At 46.5% G+C, this 20791-nt stretch carries 15 protein-coding genes and 3 rRNA genes; all 18 read right to left on the minus strand.

What is annotated here, in order from left to right:
• Positions 1-82 precede the first annotated feature (82 nt).
• Positions 83-1429, minus strand: coding sequence for a D-alanyl-D-alanine carboxypeptidase family protein (locus MKX60_RS03495; protein ID WP_076301057.1), 1347 nt, complete (start codon positions 1427-1429; stop codon positions 83-85).
• Positions 1430-1590: 161 nt separating this feature from the next.
• Positions 1591-3048, minus strand: coding sequence for an IMP dehydrogenase (gene guaB / locus MKX60_RS03500; protein ID WP_042183912.1), 1458 nt, complete (start codon positions 3046-3048; stop codon positions 1591-1593).
• Positions 3049-3479: 431 nt separating this feature from the next.
• A 5S ribosomal RNA gene (gene rrf / locus MKX60_RS03505) occupies positions 3480-3596 on the minus strand.
• A 130-nt stretch (positions 3597-3726) separates the two neighbouring features.
• Positions 3727-6655, minus strand: a 23S ribosomal RNA gene (locus MKX60_RS03510).
• 242 nt (positions 6656-6897) lie between these two features.
• A 16S ribosomal RNA gene (locus MKX60_RS03515) occupies positions 6898-8455 on the minus strand.
• The 16S, 23S and 5S rRNA genes sit together here, the layout of an rRNA operon.
• A gap of 406 nt (positions 8456-8861) precedes the next feature.
• On the minus strand, positions 8862-10382 hold the full coding sequence (gene lysS / locus MKX60_RS03520) for a lysine--tRNA ligase (protein WP_179085871.1): 1521 nt from the start codon (positions 10380-10382) through the stop codon (positions 8862-8864).
• A 156-nt stretch (positions 10383-10538) separates the two neighbouring features.
• On the minus strand, positions 10539-11018 hold the full coding sequence (greA, locus tag MKX60_RS03525) for a transcription elongation factor GreA (RefSeq protein ID WP_042183910.1): 480 nt from the start codon (positions 11016-11018) through the stop codon (positions 10539-10541).
• A 201-nt stretch (positions 11019-11219) separates the two neighbouring features.
• Complete coding sequence (dusB, locus tag MKX60_RS03530; RefSeq protein ID WP_076300985.1) at positions 11220-12236, minus strand: tRNA dihydrouridine synthase DusB; 1017 nt, start codon at positions 12234-12236, stop codon at positions 11220-11222.
• A gap of 40 nt (positions 12237-12276) precedes the next feature.
• Positions 12277-12486, minus strand: a complete 210-nt coding sequence (locus MKX60_RS03535; protein WP_076286863.1) for a helix-turn-helix domain-containing protein — start codon at positions 12484-12486, stop codon at positions 12277-12279.
• Complete coding sequence (folK, locus tag MKX60_RS03540; protein WP_076286864.1) at positions 12438-12989, minus strand: 2-amino-4-hydroxy-6-hydroxymethyldihydropteridine diphosphokinase; 552 nt, start codon at positions 12987-12989, stop codon at positions 12438-12440. The genes MKX60_RS03535 and folK overlap by 49 nt, the downstream gene beginning before the upstream one ends.
• A gap of 11 nt (positions 12990-13000) precedes the next feature.
• Complete coding sequence (gene folB / locus MKX60_RS03545; RefSeq protein WP_042183904.1) at positions 13001-13363, minus strand: dihydroneopterin aldolase; 363 nt, start codon at positions 13361-13363, stop codon at positions 13001-13003.
• Positions 13364-13393: 30 nt separating this feature from the next.
• Positions 13394-14251, minus strand: a complete 858-nt coding sequence (gene folP / locus MKX60_RS03550) for a dihydropteroate synthase (RefSeq protein ID WP_341059085.1) — start codon at positions 14249-14251, stop codon at positions 13394-13396.
• Positions 14248-15129, minus strand: coding sequence for an aminotransferase class IV (locus tag MKX60_RS03555; RefSeq protein ID WP_341059087.1), 882 nt, complete (start codon positions 15127-15129; stop codon positions 14248-14250). Before MKX60_RS03555 ends, folP begins: the two co-directional genes overlap by 4 nt.
• The gene (pabA, locus tag MKX60_RS03560; RefSeq protein ID WP_042123170.1) at positions 15126-15707 is read right to left on the minus strand and encodes an aminodeoxychorismate/anthranilate synthase component II; all 582 of its coding nucleotides are present in this window, start codon (positions 15705-15707) and stop codon (positions 15126-15128) included. Before pabA ends, MKX60_RS03555 begins: the two co-directional genes overlap by 4 nt.
• The gene (locus tag MKX60_RS03565) at positions 15704-17311 is read right to left on the minus strand and encodes an anthranilate synthase component I family protein (protein WP_445670738.1); all 1608 of its coding nucleotides are present in this window, start codon (positions 17309-17311) and stop codon (positions 15704-15706) included. The genes pabA and MKX60_RS03565 overlap by 4 nt, the downstream gene beginning before the upstream one ends.
• 488 nt (positions 17312-17799) lie before the next feature.
• Positions 17800-18738, minus strand: coding sequence for a cysteine synthase A (gene cysK, locus MKX60_RS03570; RefSeq protein WP_042123166.1), 939 nt, complete (start codon positions 18736-18738; stop codon positions 17800-17802).
• Between the two features lie 174 nt (positions 18739-18912).
• A complete protein-coding gene (locus MKX60_RS03575; RefSeq protein ID WP_081383084.1) occupies positions 18913-19857 on the minus strand; it encodes a peptidylprolyl isomerase in 945 nt (314 codons plus the stop codon).
• 8 nt (positions 19858-19865) lie between these two features.
• Positions 19866-20750, minus strand: a complete 885-nt coding sequence (gene hslO, locus MKX60_RS03580) for an Hsp33 family molecular chaperone HslO (protein WP_076300980.1) — start codon at positions 20748-20750, stop codon at positions 19866-19868.
• Between the last annotated feature and the right edge of the window lie 41 nt (positions 20751-20791).

The following is a 20791-nucleotide window of genomic DNA, read 5'->3' on the forward strand; positions in this document are numbered from 1 at the left end:
TCTAACTTGTAATTTTACCCCAATGAAGGGAAATATACAATCCACTTACTCGGATTTAACGCAATTTTCGATGCTAAATTCATTAGAACAAGTTCTTGATCCCTGTAAATAAATCGCCGAAGAAATCTCCAATGGCTCTAAGGAATAAACTGAACCAACCGGCTTTCTCCGCTTCTTCAGCAGTAATCAGATTAACTGTCTTCTGCTGAACATCAGACATGCCTTCAACTTGGTAGGAATAAGTAACCTTACCCACTTTAGCAGATTGTTCTATAGGAGCAACTAAGGTTGCTGGATCATTTATTTCAACAGTTGTTTTAATTTGAGGGGAGGTTGTTCCCTTAGGGACGATAAACGAAACAGCTTCATCCGTAACTACAGACACCTTTTTATTTTTCCCTTTAAGAACTGGCACGGTTTCGTTGCCGGCTATCACTGCTTTAGGGGCCACGACCTGTTTGATTTCAAAATTATTAAATCCGAAATCAAGTACTTTCTTCGTCTCTGTAAAACGGTGTGGCTCTGTATTAGCCCCCATTACTACACTTATCAGACGCATGCCATCACGAACAGCTGTACCTGCAAAACAATATTTTGCTCTAGCGGTATGGCCTGTTTTCAAACCATCCAATCCCTCATAAGCATAAGCCTTAAAATTCTGGATACTCTTGTTAGCTTCCAACATCCAGTTAAAGTTAATCATTGGTGCGGTATCACGTTCACGGAACTTATACGACTGAACCGTTGTAAATCTATTAAAATCAGGATGATCAGTAACGATATATTTGGCAAGAATAGCAGCATCCATCGCTGACATTACGTTTTCTTTCTTATCAGTTGAGCGGTACTTCTTAGGCATGTCAGCTTTGTCTAATCCAGTAGAATTAACAAAATAGGCAGTTTTCATCCCCATCTTCTGGGCAGTCTGATTCATTAGCTCTACGAATTCCAATTCTGATCCGGAAACTAGTTCTGCCAAAGCTACTGTAGCATCATTTGCAGATCCGACAGCCATTGCTATGTACAGCTCTTCAACCGTATGCTCGTCATTTTCCGCTAGAAAAATACGTGATCCAACCTGTTTAGACGCATTTTCCCCTACTATGACTTTTTGATCCCATGAAAGCTGTCCAGTCTTCACCGCTTCTGCTACAAGATACTCTGTCATCATCTTAGTCATACTAGCTGGAGGCAAAGCCTCATCTGCATTCATAGATAAAAGAATTTCACCTGTTGTTGGTTCTATTAGAACCGCTGATTTCAAATTTAGACCCAGTGATTCCACAGAAGGGATCTTTACTGCTTTCTGAGTCGTCTGAGTTGCAGTACCAGCTTGTATTGTCGTTGTCGTACCTTCCTCAGCGAATGCCGGAAGTGGAGTGGAAACTAACATATTTAAAAGTAGACCTACTGTGACTGTCTTAATCATAAATTGCTTACCGTTAAATTTCTGTTTGTGCTTCAATGATTACTACTCTCCTTTAAACCTCATATCAATAGCTTGTTCTATTCTAACACAGGGGTACACGCAAAAAAAGACAGACAGGACGAAATAGTCCTGTCTGTCCAAAAAATAGTCTTTCTAGTCCATTACACGGAATAATTTGGCGCTTCTTTCGTAATTTGCACATCATGTGGATGGCTTTCGCGAAGTCCAGCACTTGTGATGCGAATGAAAGAAGTGTCATTCCGAAGTTCTTCGAGTGACTTGGTCCCACAGTAGCCCATACCCGAACGCAGTCCGCCAATCAATTGATGAACGGTATCCGAAAGAGGCCCTTTAAAAGCGATACGACCCTCAATTCCTTCAGGAACAAGCTTCTTATCGTCATCCTGGAAATAACGATCCTTACTACCTTGTTTCATGGCACTCATACTGCCCATACCACGATATACTTTAAATTTACGGCCTTGATAAAGCTCCGATTCTCCTGGGCTTTCTTCTGTACCCGCAAACATACTTCCCATCATTACTGCATGAGCACCAGCGGCAATAGCCTTAGTGATTTCACCGGAATACTTGATTCCACCGTCAGCGATGATAGGAACTCCGTACTCACGAGCAACCGTTGCACAATCATAAATGGCTGTAACCTGCGGAACACCGATACCAGCGATAACTCGTGTTGTACAGATAGATCCAGGTCCAATACCTACTTTAACTACAGAAGCTCCAGCTTCAATAAGTTCACGGGTTGCTTCACCTGTAGCCACGTTACCAGCAACAATCGTAAGATCAGGATACAACTCACGAATTTGGCGAACCGCTTCAATAATATTAATGTGGTGACCATGTGCAGAATCGACGACGATCAAATCGACACCTGATTTCACTAACGCTGCAGTACGCTCGAATGTATCTTTAGAGATACCAACAGCTGCTCCAACCAGTAAGCGACCCTGTGCATCTTTCGCTCCGTTAGGGAACTGAATCGCCTTCTCAATATCTTTAATTGTGATTAGGCCCTTAAGAACGTTATTCTCGTCCACCAGCGGCAATTTCTCAATTTTATGACGTTGTAAGATGCCTTCTGCTTCTTGAAGTGTCGTACCTACAGCAGCAGTCACGAGATTCTCATGTGTCATAACTTCTTTGATTGGAATATTAAAGTCATGAATAAAACGTAAATCTCTATTAGTTAGAATACCGACCAGTTTGTTGTCATTGTCTACAATCGGTACTCCGGAAATACGATATTTACCCATCAGCAGTTCAGCATCGGATACCAGATGTTCTGCTGAAAGAGAGAATGGGTTAGTAATAACTCCGCTCTCGGAACGTTTTACACGATCCACTTCTTCCGCTTGCTGCTCTACAGGCATATTCTTGTGAATAATCCCGATACCACCCTCACGAGCAATAGCAATGGCCATAGCCGCTTCTGTGACTGTGTCCATACCTGCACTCATAAGTGGGATGTTCAACTTCACATTCTTACTTAGAACTGTAGTCAAATCTACTTCCTTCGGCAGTACCTCAGATTTACGCGGAACCAGCAGCACATCATCAAAAGTCAGACCTTCTTTACCAAACTTATCTTTCCACACCTGGGTCATTCCTCCTCGGTTGTTTTTAAATTATACCCGCCTACAAACTTTATAAAAGAAGAACCTTCGACTTTAAGTCCATACACGACAGACAACTCTGTACATCTGGAAGTTGAACAAGTTCATGTCTTCAATTTAGGTTTGAGATGCTTATCCAAAAATATATTATTGCCATCTTAGCAAAGGGCATTTGGACTGTCAAGAACATTACATCATCAGAGTAGGTATTCAAAAAACGACTCCCACGTAAGCGAATTATTGGACTATTGTCCGCACAGAGTGGACATTTAGAGGTGAAATTATACAATCCACCATACCCATCACCAATGCTTACACCTATCTCTAATGTAGTATCTCAAAATAAACCCTAATGAATTCTTCAATAATACAACAAAAAAACCACTGTCGATTACTCAACAGTGGTCTTGCGTGCTTGGCAACGTCCTACTCTCCCAGGACCCTTCGGTCCAAGTACCATCGGCGCTGGAGGGCTTAACGGTCGTGTTCGGGATGGGTACGCGTGGAACCCCTCCGCTATCGCCACCAAACATGATTTTTCGAAGCTTCCGCTTCTCGAAATCGCTGCGAAAATATCAGTCCTTCAAAAGAACATGCAGCTTATTGGTTACAGGCTTGATGCCTGAAAACTGAATCCGAATTGAATTTGCGTCTTAAGTATAGGATAAGCCCTCGACCGATTAGTATTGGTCAGCTCCATGCATTACTGCACTTCCACCTCCAACCTATCTACCTCGTCGTCTTCAAGGGGTCTTACTAATTGGGAAATCTCATCTTGAGGGGGGCTTCACGCTTAGATGCTTTCAGCGCTTATCCCGTCCGTACGTAGCTACCCAGCCATGCTCCTGGCGGAACAACTGGTGCACCAGCGGTACGTCCATCCCGGTCCTCTCGTACTAAGGACAGCTCCTCTCAAATTTCCTGCGCCCACGACAGATAGGGACCGAACTGTCTCACGACGTTCTGAACCCAGCTCGCGTACCGCTTTAATGGGCGAACAGCCCAACCCTTGGGACCTACTTCAGCCCCAGGATGCGATGAGCCGACATCGAGGTGCCAAACCTCCCCGTCGATGTGGACTCTTGGGGGAGATAAGCCTGTTATCCCCAGGGTAGCTTTTATCCGTTGAGCGATGGCCCTTCCATGCGGTACCACCGGATCACTAAGTCCGACTTTCGTCCCTGCTCGACTTGTAGGTCTCGCAGTCAAGCTCCCTTATGCCTTTGCACTCTTCGAATGATTTCCAACCATTCTGAGGGAACCTTGGAACGCCTCCGTTACTCTTTAGGAGGCGACCGCCCCAGTCAAACTGCCCGCCTGACACGGTCCCCGTACCCGATTAGGGTACTAGGTTAGAACCTAGATACGATCAGGGTGGTATCCCAACGGCGCCTCCACCGAAGCTTGCGCTCCGATTTCTACGGCTCCCACCTATCCTGTACAGATCGTACCCAAATTCAATATCAAGCTGCAGTAAAGCTCCATGGGGTCTTTCCGTCTTGTCGCGGGTAACCTGCATCTTCACAGGTATTAAAATTTCACCGGATCTCTCGTTGAGACAGCGCCCAAGTCGTTACGCCATTCGTGCGGGTCAGAATTTACCTGACAAGGAATTTCGCTACCTTAGGACCGTTATAGTTACGGCCGCCGTTTACTGGGGCTTCGGTTCATAGCTTCGGGTTACCCCTAACCACTCCCCTTAACCTTCCAGCACCGGGCAGGCGTCAGCCCGTATACTTCGCCTTGCGGCTTCGCACAGACCTGTGTTTTTGCTAAACAGTCGCTTGGGCCTTTTCACTGCGGCCCCCTCGTGCTATTCACACTACCGGGGCACCCCTTCTCCCGAAGTTACGGGGTCATTTTGCCGAGTTCCTTAACGAGAGTTCTTCCGCGCGCCTTAGAATTCTCTTCTCGCCTACCTGTGTCGGTTTGCGGTACGGGCACCTTCTCCTGGCTAGAGGCTTTTCTTGGCAGTGTGAGATCATGACCTTCGCTACTGTAATTTTCGCTCCCCATCACAGCCCAGCCTTAACGATGTGCGGATTTGCCTACACATCAGCCTCACTGCTTAGACGGACATATCCATCAGTCCGCGTCACTACCCTCCTGCGTCACCCCATCGCTCATAGCGGATTACGGTGGTACAGTAATTTCAAACTGTTGTCCTTCGACTACGCCTTTCGGCCTCGCCTTAGGTCCCGACTTACCCTGAGCGGACGAGCCTTCCTCAGGAAACCTTGGGCTTTCGGCGGATCAGATTCTCACTGATCTTTTCGTTACTCATACCGGCATTCTCACTTGTATGCTGTCCAGCGCTCCTTACGGTACACCTTCAACCCACATACAACGCTCCCCTACCCCAGATACATACGTATCTAGCCATAGCTTCGGTGGTGTGTTTAGCCCCGTTACATTTTCGGCGCAGAGTCACTCGACCAGTGAGCTATTACGCACTCTTTCAATGGTGGCTGCTTCTAAGCCAACATCCTGGTTGTCTGTGCAACTCCACATCCTTTCCCACTTAACACACACTTGGGGACCTTAGCTGATGGTCTGGGCTGTTTCCCTTTTGACAATGGATCTTAGCACTCACTGTCTGACTCCCGGCAATAAGTATATGGCATTCGGAGTTTGACTGAGCTTGGTAATCCTTGCGGACCCCGCACCCAATCAGTGCTCTACCTCCACTACTCTTATACCGAGGCTAGCCCTAAAGCTATTTCGGGGAGAACCAGCTATCTCCGAGTTCGATTGGAATTTCTCCGCTACCCCCACCTCATCCCCGCATTTTTCAACATGCGTGGGTTCGGGCCTCCAGTGCGTGTTACCGCACCTTCACCCTGGACAGGGGTAGATCACACGGTTTCGGGTCTACGTCCACATACTAAATCGCCCTATTCAGACTCGCTTTCGCTGCGGCTCCGTCTTCTCGACTTAACCTTGCATGTTAAACGTAACTCGCCGGTTCATTCTACAAAAGGCACGCCATCACCCATAAATAGGGCTCTGACTTTTTGTAAGCACACGGTTTCAGGTTCTATTTCACTCCCCTTCCGGGGTGCTTTTCACCTTTCCCTCACGGTACTGTTTCACTATCGGTCGCCAGGTAGTATTTAGCCTTAGCAGATGGTCCTGCTGGATTCATACGGGGTTTCACGTGCCCCGCACTACTCGGGATCCGTCTCGGAGAGAACACAGTTTAGGCTACAGGGCTTTTACCTCTATCGCGGGCCTTTCCAGACCTCTTCACCTACCATATTCCTTTGTAACTCCATGTGAGACGTCCCACAACCCCTAAGAGCAAGCTCTTAGGTTTAGGCTGTTCCGCGTTCGCTCGCCGCTACTGACGGAATCACTATTGTTTTCTCTTCCTCAGGGTACTTAGATGTTTCAGTTCCCCTGGTCTGCCTCTACATCTCCTATGTGTTCAGAGATGAGTAACTGCGAATTACCACAGCTGGGTTTCCCCATTCGGACACCCCCGGATCAAAGCTTGCTTACAGCTCCCCGAGGCAGTTTCGTTGTTCGCCACGTCCTTCGTCGGCTCCTGGCGCCTAGGCATCCTCCGTGTGCTCTTATTAGCTTAACCTTGATTTTTCCGCAGGAAAATATCATACAATGACATTCTCTTTGGAATCATCTCACTAATAACATTTACTTGTTTACACAAGTTGCTAAAAGATGTTCTAAAACGCAAATTCGTTTCGGTATCCAGTTTTCAAGGATCAAGTCTTACTGAGAGCTTAAACTCTCAAAACTGAGCAACGAGTGAGTTGTGGAAGCTTAACTTCCGATTTGAATGTCTTCATTGCAGAAGACGATTCTCCATAGAAAGGAGGTGATCCAGCCGCACCTTCCGATACGGCTACCTTGTTACGACTTCACCCCAATCATCTACCCCACCTTCGGCGGCTGGCTCCCTTGCGGGTTACCCCACCGACTTCGGGTGTTGTAAACTCTCGTGGTGTGACGGGCGGTGTGTACAAGACCCGGGAACGTATTCACCGCGGCATGCTGATCCGCGATTACTAGCAATTCCGACTTCATGCAGGCGAGTTGCAGCCTGCAATCCGAACTGAGACCGGCTTTGATGGGATTGGCTTCACCTCGCGGCTTCGCTTCCCGTTGTACCGGCCATTGTAGTACGTGTGTAGCCCAGGTCATAAGGGGCATGATGATTTGACGTCATCCCCACCTTCCTCCGGTTTGTCACCGGCAGTCACTCTAGAGTGCCCAGCATTACCTGCTGGCAACTAAAGTTAAGGGTTGCGCTCGTTGCGGGACTTAACCCAACATCTCACGACACGAGCTGACGACAACCATGCACCACCTGTCTCCTCTGTCCCGAAGGCCGCCACTATCTCTAGTGGATTCAGAGGGATGTCAAGACCTGGTAAGGTTCTTCGCGTTGCTTCGAATTAAACCACATACTCCACTGCTTGTGCGGGTCCCCGTCAATTCCTTTGAGTTTCAGTCTTGCGACCGTACTCCCCAGGCGGAGTGCTTACTGTGTTAACTTCGGCACCAAGGGTATCGAAACCCCTAACACCTAGCACTCATCGTTTACGGCGTGGACTACCAGGGTATCTAATCCTGTTTGCTCCCCACGCTTTCGCGCCTCAGCGTCAGTTACAGCCCAGAAAGTCGCCTTCGCCACTGGTGTTCCTCCACATATCTACGCATTTCACCGCTACACGTGGAATTCCACTTTCCTCTTCTGTACTCAAGTCACCCAGTTTCCAGTGCGACCTCAGGTTGAGCCCAAGGTTTAAACACCAGACTTAAATGACCGCCTGCGCGCGCTTTACGCCCAATAATTCCGGACAACGCTTGCCCCCTACGTATTACCGCGGCTGCTGGCACGTAGTTAGCCGGGGCTTTCTTCTCAGGTACCGTCACTCCGATAGCAGTTACTCTACCGGACGTTCTTCCCTGGCAACAGAGCTTTACGATCCGAAAACCTTCATCACTCACGCGGCGTTGCTCCGTCAGACTTTCGTCCATTGCGGAAGATTCCCTACTGCTGCCTCCCGTAGGAGTCTGGGCCGTGTCTCAGTCCCAGTGTGGCCGTTCACCCTCTCAGGTCGGCTACGCATCGTCGCCTTGGTGGGCCGTTACCCCACCAACTAGCTAATGCGCCGCAGGCCCATCCCTCAGTGACAGATTGCTCCGTCTTTCATTCTTTCTTCAGGAGAAAAAAGAAATTATCCGGTATTAGCTACCGTTTCCGGTAGTTATCCCAGTCTAAGGGGCAGGTTGCCTACGTGTTACTCACCCGTCCGCCGCTAAGTTATTTTGAAAGCAAGCTTTCAAAATAACTCCGCTCGACTTGCATGTATTAGGCACGCCGCCAGCGTTCGTCCTGAGCCAGGATCAAACTCTCCAATTAGTATTGAAAAGAGCGATATGCTCATTTTGAAACATCTGACGAGAAAATTAATTCTCTAATTTTGGATTTCACTTTCGTGATTTCCTACTCACTCGTTGTTCAGTTTTCAAAGATCAAGTTCTCGTTGGCGCCGTTTAATGTCTCAGCAGCAACTCTTATACTATATCATGTTCAGCCGTTTAATGTCAAGCTCTTTTTTTACTTCTTTTTCGAGCTCGGCATGTGTGTTTCTCGGCCAGAAATAGAATATATCATGTATAGAGATTCATTGCAACACTTTTTTTCAAACAAATTAGTATTAAGCTATATATCCTTATAACGATATCAGAATCTTTACCTTCTGATCAACAGTAGCCAAGGAGAACCGCCGCTAGACAGCTCCCCTGTGCTCATTGTTGTATAAATACTATTCGTTTGTACGGTTACGCATATGCGGGAACAGCAGTACGTCACGAATAGATGCAGAATTGGTAAGCAACATGATCAAACGGTCTACACCGATTCCCAGTCCACCTGTAGGAGGCATACCATATTCCAAAGCACGGATAAAGTCATCGTCCATTTCATGGGCTTCGTCATTACCTTGCTCTTTCTCCTGGATTTGAGCTTCAAAGCGTTGACGCTGGTCGATCGGATCATTCAATTCACTAAATGCATTCGCATGTTCACGACCCACAATAAACAATTCAAAACGATCGGTGAAGCGTGGATCCTCATCGTTTTTCTTCGCGAGTGGTGAGATTTCAACCGGATGTCCCATTACAAAGGTAGGCTGAATCAGAGTTTCCTCTACAAATTGCTCGAAGAAAGCATTAAGGATATGACCGAAAGACATGTGCTTCTCTACAGGTACACGGTGCTCTTTTGCCAGAGCCTGTGCTTCCTCATCTGTCATATGAACACTGAAATCAACACCGGTTACTTCTTTAACGGCATCAACCATAGTTACACGACGCCATCCTGGTGACAGATCTACCGGCTTGCCTTGATAGTCGACTTGTTGAGTTCCTAATACCTCTTGGGCAATATGAGCGATCATATTCTCCGTAAGGTTCATGATGTCCTTGTAATCAGCATAAGCTTCATACAGCTCAATCATAGTAAACTCAGGATTGTGACGAGTCGAAATTCCTTCATTACGGTATACACGACCGATTTCGTATACTTTTTCCAGTCCACCAACAATAAGACGTTTCAAATGAAGCTCAATAGCAATACGCATATAAAGCTGCATTTCAAGCGTGTTGTGGTAAGTAATGAACGGACGCGCTGCAGCTCCACCGGCAATCGCATGAAGTGTAGGTGTCTCAACTTCAAGATAGCCAAGTGAATCCAAATAACGACGCATAGATTGAATGATTCTTGAACGAGCAATAAAGGTCTGTTGAACTTCCGGATTAATAATCAAATCAACGTAGCGCTGACGATACCGCAGCTCTACATCTTTAAGACCATGATATTTCTCAGGAAGCGGCAACAAGGACTTAGACAAGACTTCGAGATTATGCACTTTGATGGAGGTCTCGCCTGTTTTGGTTTTGAATACTGTTCCGCGAACGCCGATGATGTCTCCTAGATCGAGAACATTGAACGCTGCGTATTGCGTTTCAGGAATGCTGTCTTGACGAACATAAAGCTGAATTCTTCCACTGAGATCTTGGATATGCGCAAAACTGGCTTTACCCATAACACGTTTTGCCATAATGCGACCCGCTATGCTGACTTCAACAGATAGCTCGTCCAATTCTTCTTTAGAAAGTCCATCATACTTCGATACTAGGTCGCCAGCGTTAGCTGTACGCTCATACTTTTTGCCGAAAGGATCGATACCAAGTCCTCTTAGCTCGTCCAATTTGGCACGGCGGATTTGCAAAAGCTCACTAAGTTCGTTCTCTGCATTCTCCACATTATTCATTTCCTCGGTCATGCTATTCATCCCCTTGCAGATATAAATCCCTTATATTTTGAAAAAAAGCTTCCCTAAGGAAGCTTTCCCAAACAATGTTCCCTTATCTGCCTGCGTACAACAAAACTACTTATACATTCGGCAGCACATCTATTTACAGACTATAAGATCTGTACACTACTTCATTCTGATATCGAGAATTTTATATTGAATAACGCCTGCAGGTGTATTAACGTCAACAATCGTGCCTATTTTCTTGCCGATGATGGCTTTGCCTACTGGACTTTCGTTGGAGATCTTATTATTCAGTGGATCGGACTCCGCTGTACCTACGATCGTGTATTCCATAGTGTCACCATATTCCAAATCTTCAACACTTACAGTAACACCGATACTTACCACATCAGTAACGATCTCGTCGCTATTAATGATGCGCGCGTTGCGAAGCATCTTCTCCAAGGTGATAACGCGTCCTTCGATAAAAGCCTGCTCATTCTTCGCGTCTTCATACTCCGAGTTCTCACTGATATCTCCGTAGCCAATCGCTACCTTAATCCGTTCAGCAACCTCGCGGCGTTTCACAGATTTGAGGAATTCCAGCTCATCTTCCAGACGCTTTAGCCCGTCCGGCGTAAGGATGACTTCTTTATCGCTCATCTCAACCGATTCTCCTGTCGTATACATTTATTGAAAACACCATACTATATGCTAATCTAGGAGGATAAGAACCCTCCCTGCTGCATTGCTCTTACTGTAACGGCGATTTTATACTGTGAAATTATATTGGAACCGCTACAAAATGTCAATGACACCACATATAAAGTAGGATGTGTTCAAAAAGCGTAAGGAAAACAACGTTTATACTGCGGAAGCAGACATTTCATTACCCTTATTCTCTTCTTCATGCTTTAGTTGAACGACAAAATCATTCAAAATCTTCACCATTCCATCACGTTCTGTCTCTAACATGAGCACATCCTTTACTCGTGCAGCAGACTTCAGGCCTTTTAAATACCAAGCCATATGCTTACGCATCTCCCGAACGGCTACTGCTTCTCCCTTAAGTGCAACCAGCCGATCCATATGAAGAATGGCAACCTTAATCTTCTCATCCAATCCAGGTTCAGGCATCAGTTCCCCGGTGCTTAAATACTGAATCGTACGGTACAGCATCCATGGGTTACCTAGCGCACCACGCCCGATCATCACGCCATCACAACCGGTCTGATCAAGCATAGCCCGAGCATCTTCAGGTGTATTCACATCACCATTGCCTATAACCGGAATGGAGACCGCTTCTTTTGCCATCTTGATATAATTCCAATCCGCACGCCCCGTATAGAGTTGCTCCCGTGTTCGTCCATGTACACTGACAGCCTTGCCACCGGCACGTTCTACTGCACGTGCATTATCTTCGACAAAAATATGCTCGCTATCCCAGCCAATCCGCATTTTCACGGTTACGGGTTTATCAACAACATCGACAACCGCAGAGACCATTTCATAGATTTTGTCGGGATTCAAAAGCCAGCGGGCTCCTGCATCACATTTAGTTACTTTAGGCACTGGGCATCCCATATTGATATCGATAATATCAGCATTGGTTTCTTTATCAACCACTTTAGCTGCTTGCACCAGTGATTCTCTATCCCCGCCAAAAATCTGCAAACTTAGCGGTTTCTCCCGTTCATCTACAAATAACATTTCGCGAGTACGCGTATTTCCGTGAATAATAGCCTTGTCGCTCACCATTTCCGCACAGACTAAACCTGTACCAAACTCTTTAGCGATTAGACGAAAGGCCGGATTGCACACCCCAGCCATAGGTGCCAGAACAACTTGATTTTTCATCTCAATGTCGCCAATCTTCAGCATTCGTATCACTTCCATTATTCCTATTTAAATTGCTTAAAAATTATGAGTCAGGGTTTACCAATTCTTCGGTTGTAACCCCTAGGACATTCGCAATTTTATCTAAAATTTGATCTTCCAAACGTCTATTGCCCCTCTCGACTGCGCCAAGCACAGCCAAGGAAATCCCAGTGAGATCCGCAAGTTCCTGCTGAGTATAGCCTTTTAGCTTGCGGAATGCCCTGACCCTCCGTCCCATACGCTTGTTGTCCACAACCGAATTCCTTCCTTCCCGTCTATGTCTTGAAGCGCTGCTGTAATCAACTTGCGGAGTCCGGAAGACTGTTCATTCTGTGGAACGATATCACTGAGCGGAAGCATTACAAATGCACGCTCAAACATACGCGGATGCGGTAACGTTAAATGCGGAGTATCAAGTGTCTGGCCCTCTACCCACAATAAATCTAGATCTACCGTTCTCGGTCCATAGCGAATATCCCGGATACGACCCAGTTGCGTTTCGATCCCCAGCATTACTTCCAGCAAGGTCTCTGGCGCAAGCGTCGTGCGCAAAGCTGCTGCCATATTAAGAAACTGCGGCTGATCTAAATAACCTACTGGCTCTGTCTCGTAGACTTTGGAGCAGCGAACTACCGATATTTCATCATGATTATTCAGTCTGTTCAAAGCCTCTGACAGCGTGCCCTCACGGTCGCCCAAATTAGCCCCTAAAGCAATATAAGCCTCTGATTCTTCAGAGGTGGAATGTATATTCATGGACTTTGTTCTCACTTTCTAGTTCTGCGCAGCTCCACAGTCACTCCCTGAAAATGAATGTCGAATGGCGGATGCGGTTTAGTTACCTTTACCGTTACTGCATTGATAACAGTATAAGTGTCCAGTACGGAGGATGCAATATATTCTGCCAGAGCTTCAATTAACTTAAAGGACTTTATTTCGACAATGTTTTTGACCAGTTCATGCACTTCAGCATAGTTTACGGTTTGGTTCAAATCATCGTTCTGGCCCGCTCCCTGTAGATCAAGTTCCAGCTCCAAATCAATGTAAAAACGTTGGCCCAGCTTACGCTCTTCTTCAAACACACCATGATATCCGTAATATTCCATTCGATGCAGTGTCATTTTATCCATCTTTAAACCCGCCCTTTTTATAAAATATCTTTATTCACGCACCAATAAAGGTGCAGCATACAACATCGCATCACACATCTTGACCGTTCGTTTTATTAGGGACACATCATGCACTCGTACGATCTGGCAGCCCTGAGCAATACCAAAGGCTACTGTAGCTGCGGTACCTTCCACAACATCATCAGCGGGTAAATCAAGTACGGTCCGGATGAATTTTTTGCGTGAAGTCGCCAGTAACAGTGGATAGCCAAACTCAGTCAACCCGTCCAAAAGCATCATCGCCTGCAAATTTTCATTAAAATCCTTCGCAAAGCCGATCCCTGGATCCAAGATGATATTGGCCGGCTTCACTCCTGCGGCTAAAGCAAGATCAATACTTTCCTTAAGGTCTGCCGACATATCCGCACTTAGATTCGTATAATCACGGTCCTGCCGGTTATGCATCAAAATAATGGGACAGTCCGCAGCAGCTGCCACTGCCGCCATTTCCGGATCAGCTTTACAGCCCCATATATCATTAATGATATGGGCACCAGCAGCAATAACTTGGCGTGCCACTTCAGCTTTGTAGGTATCTATAGATAACGGAATATGCGGTGCCGCTCGATGAATACTCTCGATGACAGGCAATACACGAGCTAATTCCTCTTTAAGCCCCACTGGTTTATGACCAGGACGGGTAGATTCTCCACCAATATCTATAATATCAGCACCGTCTGCGGCCATTTGTAGCGCATGTTCTACTGCTTTGTCCGGATCATCCCAAAGTCCTCCATCTGAAAAAGAATCCGGGGTTACATTCAGGATGCCCATAATCAGCGTTCGATTTCCTAATTCCAAATCAGTATCTCCACAGCGGTATGTCCGCTTGAATATGGCTGGTCTCATTTCGGTATTCCCGTCCTTTCTCTATAGAATGAAATCAAATCCGAAGTCATTCTGCCGCAAAGGCCATCGCCTACGGTAAATTTTTTATCTTTTTCCCAAAGCGTTGTGACCGGGACAATTTCTTGTACGGAATTAGTAAGAAATACTTCGTCGGCTATTTTCAACTGCCCCCAATGATATGCGCCCTCTTCTACCCTGATTCCAGCACTACGAGCCAGCTCCATTACCATTTCCCGGGTAATTCCCGGTAGAATTCCAGTTGAGATATCTGGAGTGTGGAGAATATTGTTTTTTATAAAAAAGATGTTGCTGACAATGCCCTCTGCTATGATCTCTTGTGCAGTCAACATCAGTCCTTCAGCACCATTCGCCGCAGAGGCATAGCCCCTAAGCTCACGCTTGGCCAAAATATTATTCATATAATGCAGAGACTTGAATCGCACTGCTCCCTCCGGAGTGTTACGCCGTAAGGACAACAGTTGCAGGTCTTTGCCTTCGCTATATATCTTTTCGGATACTTTCGGCAGCGCTTTGATGTACAGCAAATGATTGGGTTCGCAATAGTCGCCCGCAGGTAATCCGAGAATATCCTCACCAGCGGTCACGGTATAGCGTATATAAGCTTCTTTTAATTCATTTTTGTCCATAACACGCTGGATCCACTCCTGCAGCTGTTCAACATCCTGCGCAAATGGAATACCAAGCTCCTTGCAGCCCTCTGCCATACGCTTCAAATGACGCTCCAGCAGAAAAGGCACTCCCCCATACGTCCGAAAGGTCTCGAACAATCCTATGCCGTATAAAAAACCGTGATCCAGGGCGGAAACCACGGCTTGTCTTGCATCAATGACACCATTGTTAAATCCTATATATTTCATGCCGTTTCTCCGGCTCTCCGTTTCAAGAAATTACGCAGCATCGTATGACCATGATCCGTAATAATCGATTCCGGATGGAATTGCACACCTTCGATAGGGTATTCTTTATGGCGCAGTGCCATAATCTCCCCTTCTTCGGTCTCCGCTGTAATCTCCAGACAATCCGGCAGACTCTCGCGCTCTACAATCAAAGAATGATATCTCGTTGCCGTAAAAGGAGACTCCAGACCTTCAAAAACCGACGTGCCCTTATGATGAATCGGGGATGTCTTTCCATGCATCAAACGCTCTGCACGAATAACATTTCCACCAAATGCTTGGCCTATCGCCTGATGCCCAAGGCATACGCCGAAGATCGGAATAATACCTTTGAAATGATGTAACAATTCCAAACTGATCCCCGCTTCATTAGGTGTACATGGTCCTGGAGAAATTAAAATATGATCGGGAGCCATTTTTTCAATCTCTTCAATGGTAATTTCATCGTTGCGGTGTACTTTAACCTCTTCCCCAAGTTCACCCAAATACTGTACGAGGTTATACGTAAAGGAATCATAATTATCGATGACCAAGATCACAGTGTTTCTCCCCCTTCGGCGCCGCTGGTAGTTTGGGATTCCTGCTGTAACTCACTACAGAGTACTGCCTTCACTACCGCTTTGGCTTTATTATGGCATTCACGGTATTCACGGTATGGATCAGAGTCGATCACGATGCCCGCACCTGTCTGAATATATCCGACCCCATCCTTTACAGCCAGTGTTCTAATAATAATATTTAATTCCATATTTCCGTTATAGTCAATAAAGCCCATGGATCCTGTATACGGCCCACGCCGAACCGGCTCCAGCTCTTCAATGATTTCCATTGTTCTTACTTTGGGCGCGCCTGTAATCGTTCCCCCTGGGAACAATGCTGCGATTACAGCATAAGCATCCTTATCCGGTGCGACCTGGCCCTCTACCTGCGAAACGAGATGCATCACATGAGAGTAGCGCTCCACCGTCATCAGCTCAGGCACGCTGACGGATCCATATGCAGCGACACGCCCGATGTCGTTGCGCTCCAGATCGACAAGCATAATATGCTCGGCGATCTCCTTTTCGCTCCCGCGAAGCTCCGCCTCCAGGGCGGCATCCTCCGCGGGAGTCAGGCCTCGCCGCCGGGTGCCGGCGATTGGCCGTGCGCTCACTTTGTCCCCGTGCAGCTTGACGAGCAGCTCCGGTGAAGCGCTGGATAGCGCGAAGCCGGGCGACCGCAAGAGCCCCATGTACGGGGACGGATTGAGCTTGCGCAGCCATTCGTAAACATCCTCCGGCGAGGACTTCAGCTGCGCCTCCTGGCGCAGCGAGAGGTTCACTTGAAATACATCGCCTTGGCGGATGTATTCCTGAACGTCCAGCACGGCCTGCTGGAACTTCTCAGGCGAGAAGGCCGAGGTCATACCCGGCCACTCTCCTGAGGAATCTGTGAGGGCCTCAATGCTACCTTTGACCTCTTCGTTCAATCCCGAAGCAGCGGATACCAACTGCCACTGCTCTACCATTCGTCCAGCCTGTTCTATAGCACCGAGATAAAGGTTCTGCAAATCCTCCATCCCACATTCTGCTGGAACCGGGACGTGAACAGCACAATAAAGCACATGCTCTTCGTGATCATAAATCCATACCTCATCCATCCTCATAAAGAGATAATCAGGAAAACCGGGATCATCTTGTGCGAGAGACGGTAAACGCTCCAATGAGCGAACCACATCGTAACCTAGAAATCCAATACATCCACCGGTAAATGGAGGAATGCCCTGAACGTTTAGACTTGGCGAGGTGAAGCCTGACATCCACTGCTGTAGCAGCTCTAGCGGCTGACCTATCAGCGTTGTAGTCTCATGTGAACCCTCATCGGCTGTATGACCCAATGATTCGGGAGAAAGGCTAAACACCTCAGCGCCTTCTCCCTTGCCTTTTAATATTGATACAGGATTTAAACCTAAGTACGTATAGCGGCCACCCTTGCCACTCTCCAACACTACGGAGTATTCGGAAGCTAGTTCCCAGGCCTTCTTCCAGGATGCGGGCAATTCCCCCGAGCACTTGGGTGATTTTATAATCAAGGGGAACATGCTCCAGTCTTCAGCTGCCCATTGTTCCCACTCATTCCATGTCGTTATGATTTCCAAAGCCATCCTCCTAAAAGTTTTATGGAGCCATTACATCGTAGACATCACTTCGCAATAAAACTCGCTTCGTAAGCATTTGCTTAAGTTTTGTCTAGCATAATCCTACAGTTTAATCTTCGGGACAAAACTTACTTCGTAAGCATTTGCTTAGTTTTATGAAGCCATTACATCGTAGACATCACCTCGCAATAAAACTTACTTCGTAAGCATTTGCTTAGTTTTATCTAGCAATTACTTATTATTAATCATCAGTAGTATATTGCCTGTCAGTATACTGTACTTAAGGCATTATTGAAAAGCCCCCAGCTATAGGAAATTAATATGGCTTTTGAGTCTTCGGTAAAAACCTTAGCATTTTTCAAAAATATAAAATTAACACGTCTAGGGTGTAGTATATCCACAGAACCTTTTGCCCATATAATCAACGAAAAGAGTCTCCATCACCACCAGAAAAGTGGTATGAAGACTCTTATAAATTACGTTATTGCAAACAATTACGCTTCGAAATTGTAAAGTGGTGTACTCAGGTAACGTTCACCATTACTTGGGATGATGACAACTACCTTCTTGCCAGGACCGAGGTCTTTAGCAACCTTAAGTGCTGCAAATACTGCTGCACCGGAAGAAATCCCAGACAAGACGCCTTCTTCTTTAGCTACACGGCGTGCAGTTTCGAATGCTTCATCGTTCTCAACATGGATGATCTCATCATAAATGTCCTGGTTCAGGATTTCAGGAATGAAGTTTGCTCCGATACCCTGAATTTTGTGAGGGCCTGGTTTGCCTCCTGCCAAGATTGGAGAAGCAGCAGGTTCCACAGCATAGATCTTCACGTCAGGATATTTGCTCTTCAGCACTTCACCCGCACCCGTGATCGTTCCACCTGTTCCGATACCTGCAATAAAAGCATCCAGAGGGCCTCCGATGGACTCAATAGCTTCAACGATTTCAGGTCCAGTGGTCTCACGGTGGATCTTCACGTTCGCTTTATTCTTGAATTGCTCCGATGGGAAATAGCTTGGGTTCTCTTTCAGAATTTCTTCCGCTTTCTTAACCGCACCATTCATGCCTTCCGATCCTGGAGTCAGAACCAATTCTGCTCCGTATGCACGAAGTAGATTACGGCGTTCCAAGCTCATGGTTTCCGGCATTACGATAACTGCCTTATAGCCTTTAGCCGCAGCCACAAGTGCCAAGCCAATACCAGTGTTACCACTAGTTGCTTCTACAATTGTACCTCCAGGCTTCAGTAGACCTTCACGTTCAGCTTCTTCAACGATGCTGATTGCGATACGGTCTTTTACGCTTGATCCCGGATTCTGATATTCCAATTTCAAATAAATATCTGCGGAGCCTTCCTGTGCCAGACGATTCAAACGAACGAGCGGAGTACCTCCGATCAATTCTGTTACGTTGTTAACGACTTTAGCCATGAGCAAAAACCTCCTTAGAATGATAAATGCGATATAAGAACGTAAATTGTGACTTTACTCTTCTGTATGTGTGTCCCTATTATGCAATAATAACTGCTATAAAGGGGTATAGATATTGGACCACCGTTAGTTATTTCCGACTAAAACGGTAGGTTTTACGTTAATATCATATTATCAATCTTGCAGGCTGTTGTCAATATTTATTGCCACATCATATTTCGTGCGCAAATCACTCTCCACTTGCTGTAGAGGGGGTGCTTGCTCCAACGCCAGCTCTTGACGTATCAGCGCCCGAATTTCCTTTTGGTCCGGAATATTTTGTGTGTGAATACTCTCTAGTCGAATGATAGCGAATTCGTCCTCCGCCTGAATCGGCCCCGCTATATCACCCTCATCCAAACTAGCAGCGGTCTTAAGCAGCCCCTCAGGCCAAAAAGGATCGTCTTCCTCTACTTTACCCAAACGGCCTCCTTGCTGCCGACTCTCTGTATCAATGGAAACTTCCCTAGCTAAATCAGCAAAATTCTCGCCCTGTTCCAAGCGATCCATTACTTGCTCGCCTTCATCATAAGATGAAACCTTAATCATGGAGAGTTCCAATTCCCTTTTGGGAGTGAAACGCTCCGTGTTTTGGTCTAAATAAGTATCGATATCAGCTTCCTTAATCGTAATACCATCAGTGGCTATTGCTTGTAAGGTCAGACGATAAGCCGTTTCTGCGAACACTTCCTGACGAGATAATCCCAGCTGAGACTGCATTTGTGCATAATACTGTTCTTCCGATCCGTATCCAACCATAGTTCGTGCAAGTTCTTGCTCAACCTCATCGTCGGTCACGGTAATCCCTAGAGCCTTTGCTTCCATCTCCACAACAATATGATTGATCATTCCAACCAGCACTTCGTGGCCATGCTTTTTTTTGAGCTCATCCATCCACTGCTTATCTGTTATCGGTTGTCCGCCTGCAGTCGCTGCATCCGGTGTTTCGTTTTCTGTTGTATCCCCTTTTAGAAGAGCCATGGCGCGTAAGCTCCAGAACAATAGGCCCCCGAGCATTAAAGTTGCGACAGCCAGAATAACAACCGTATTGCGAAGTGCACGTTCCTGTCTCGTCATCATCCCATGCCCTACGATTTCGCTTGTTCTAAAATGACCTGTAATTCGTCCTTATTAAAAACATAAGCCTCGTTGCAAAAATGACATACAACTTCAGCCTGCTCATCTTCTTCAATTAATCTCTCCAGTTCATCTTGCCCTAAGCTAACCAATGTCTGCTCTACCCGCTCACGCGAACACTGACAAGCAAAGTTAATATCCAGTTCATCCATAACTACCGCATCCGGCAAAAGAAAACGCAGCATTTCTTCTGGCTCTAGACCCTGATCAAGAAGTGTTGTCACGGAAGGCATAGCCCCTAGAGCTTTTTCGATCTCCGTAATCTCCGCATCCGTCAGTCCTGGAAGAAGCTGTACGATAAACCCTCCGGCTACAATCACTGACTCATCGGTATCCACTAATACACCTAAGCCAACTGCAGCTGGGGTTTGTTCAGAAACAGCGAAATAATAAGTGAAATCTTCCGCAAGTTCTCCGGAGATGATAGGAATACTACCTCGATAAGGTTCCTTCAAACCTAAATCCTTTATAATATCAATGAACCCTTCAGTTCCTACGGCTCCAGCAACATCCAATTTGCCCATACTATTGCTAGGTAAGTGAATGTGAGGATGGTGTACATAACCGCACACTTCTCCCAACGCATTGGACTCCGCAACGATTTGCCCGATCGGTCCATCCCCTTTGACCATGATACATAGCTTCTCTCTTCCTTTGAGCATAGCGCCCATCATGGCTGCAGCGGTAACTGTACGTCCAAGTGCGGCTGTAGCCGTTGGATACGTATCATGTCTACGCCGCAATTCCTCGACCAATTCTGTTGTGCGGACAGCAAACGCTCTCACTTTACCATTCATAGCTGTTCCACGGATAAGTCGATCCTTCTTTTTTTCCATTGGGTGCATAGCCCTCCTATCTCTTCGCCCTTTAGGCTTCT

The sequence above is a fragment of the Paenibacillus sp. FSL R5-0914 genome (genome assembly GCF_038004525.1).
Classification (GTDB): Bacteria; Bacillota; Bacilli; order Paenibacillales; family Paenibacillaceae; genus Paenibacillus_AQ.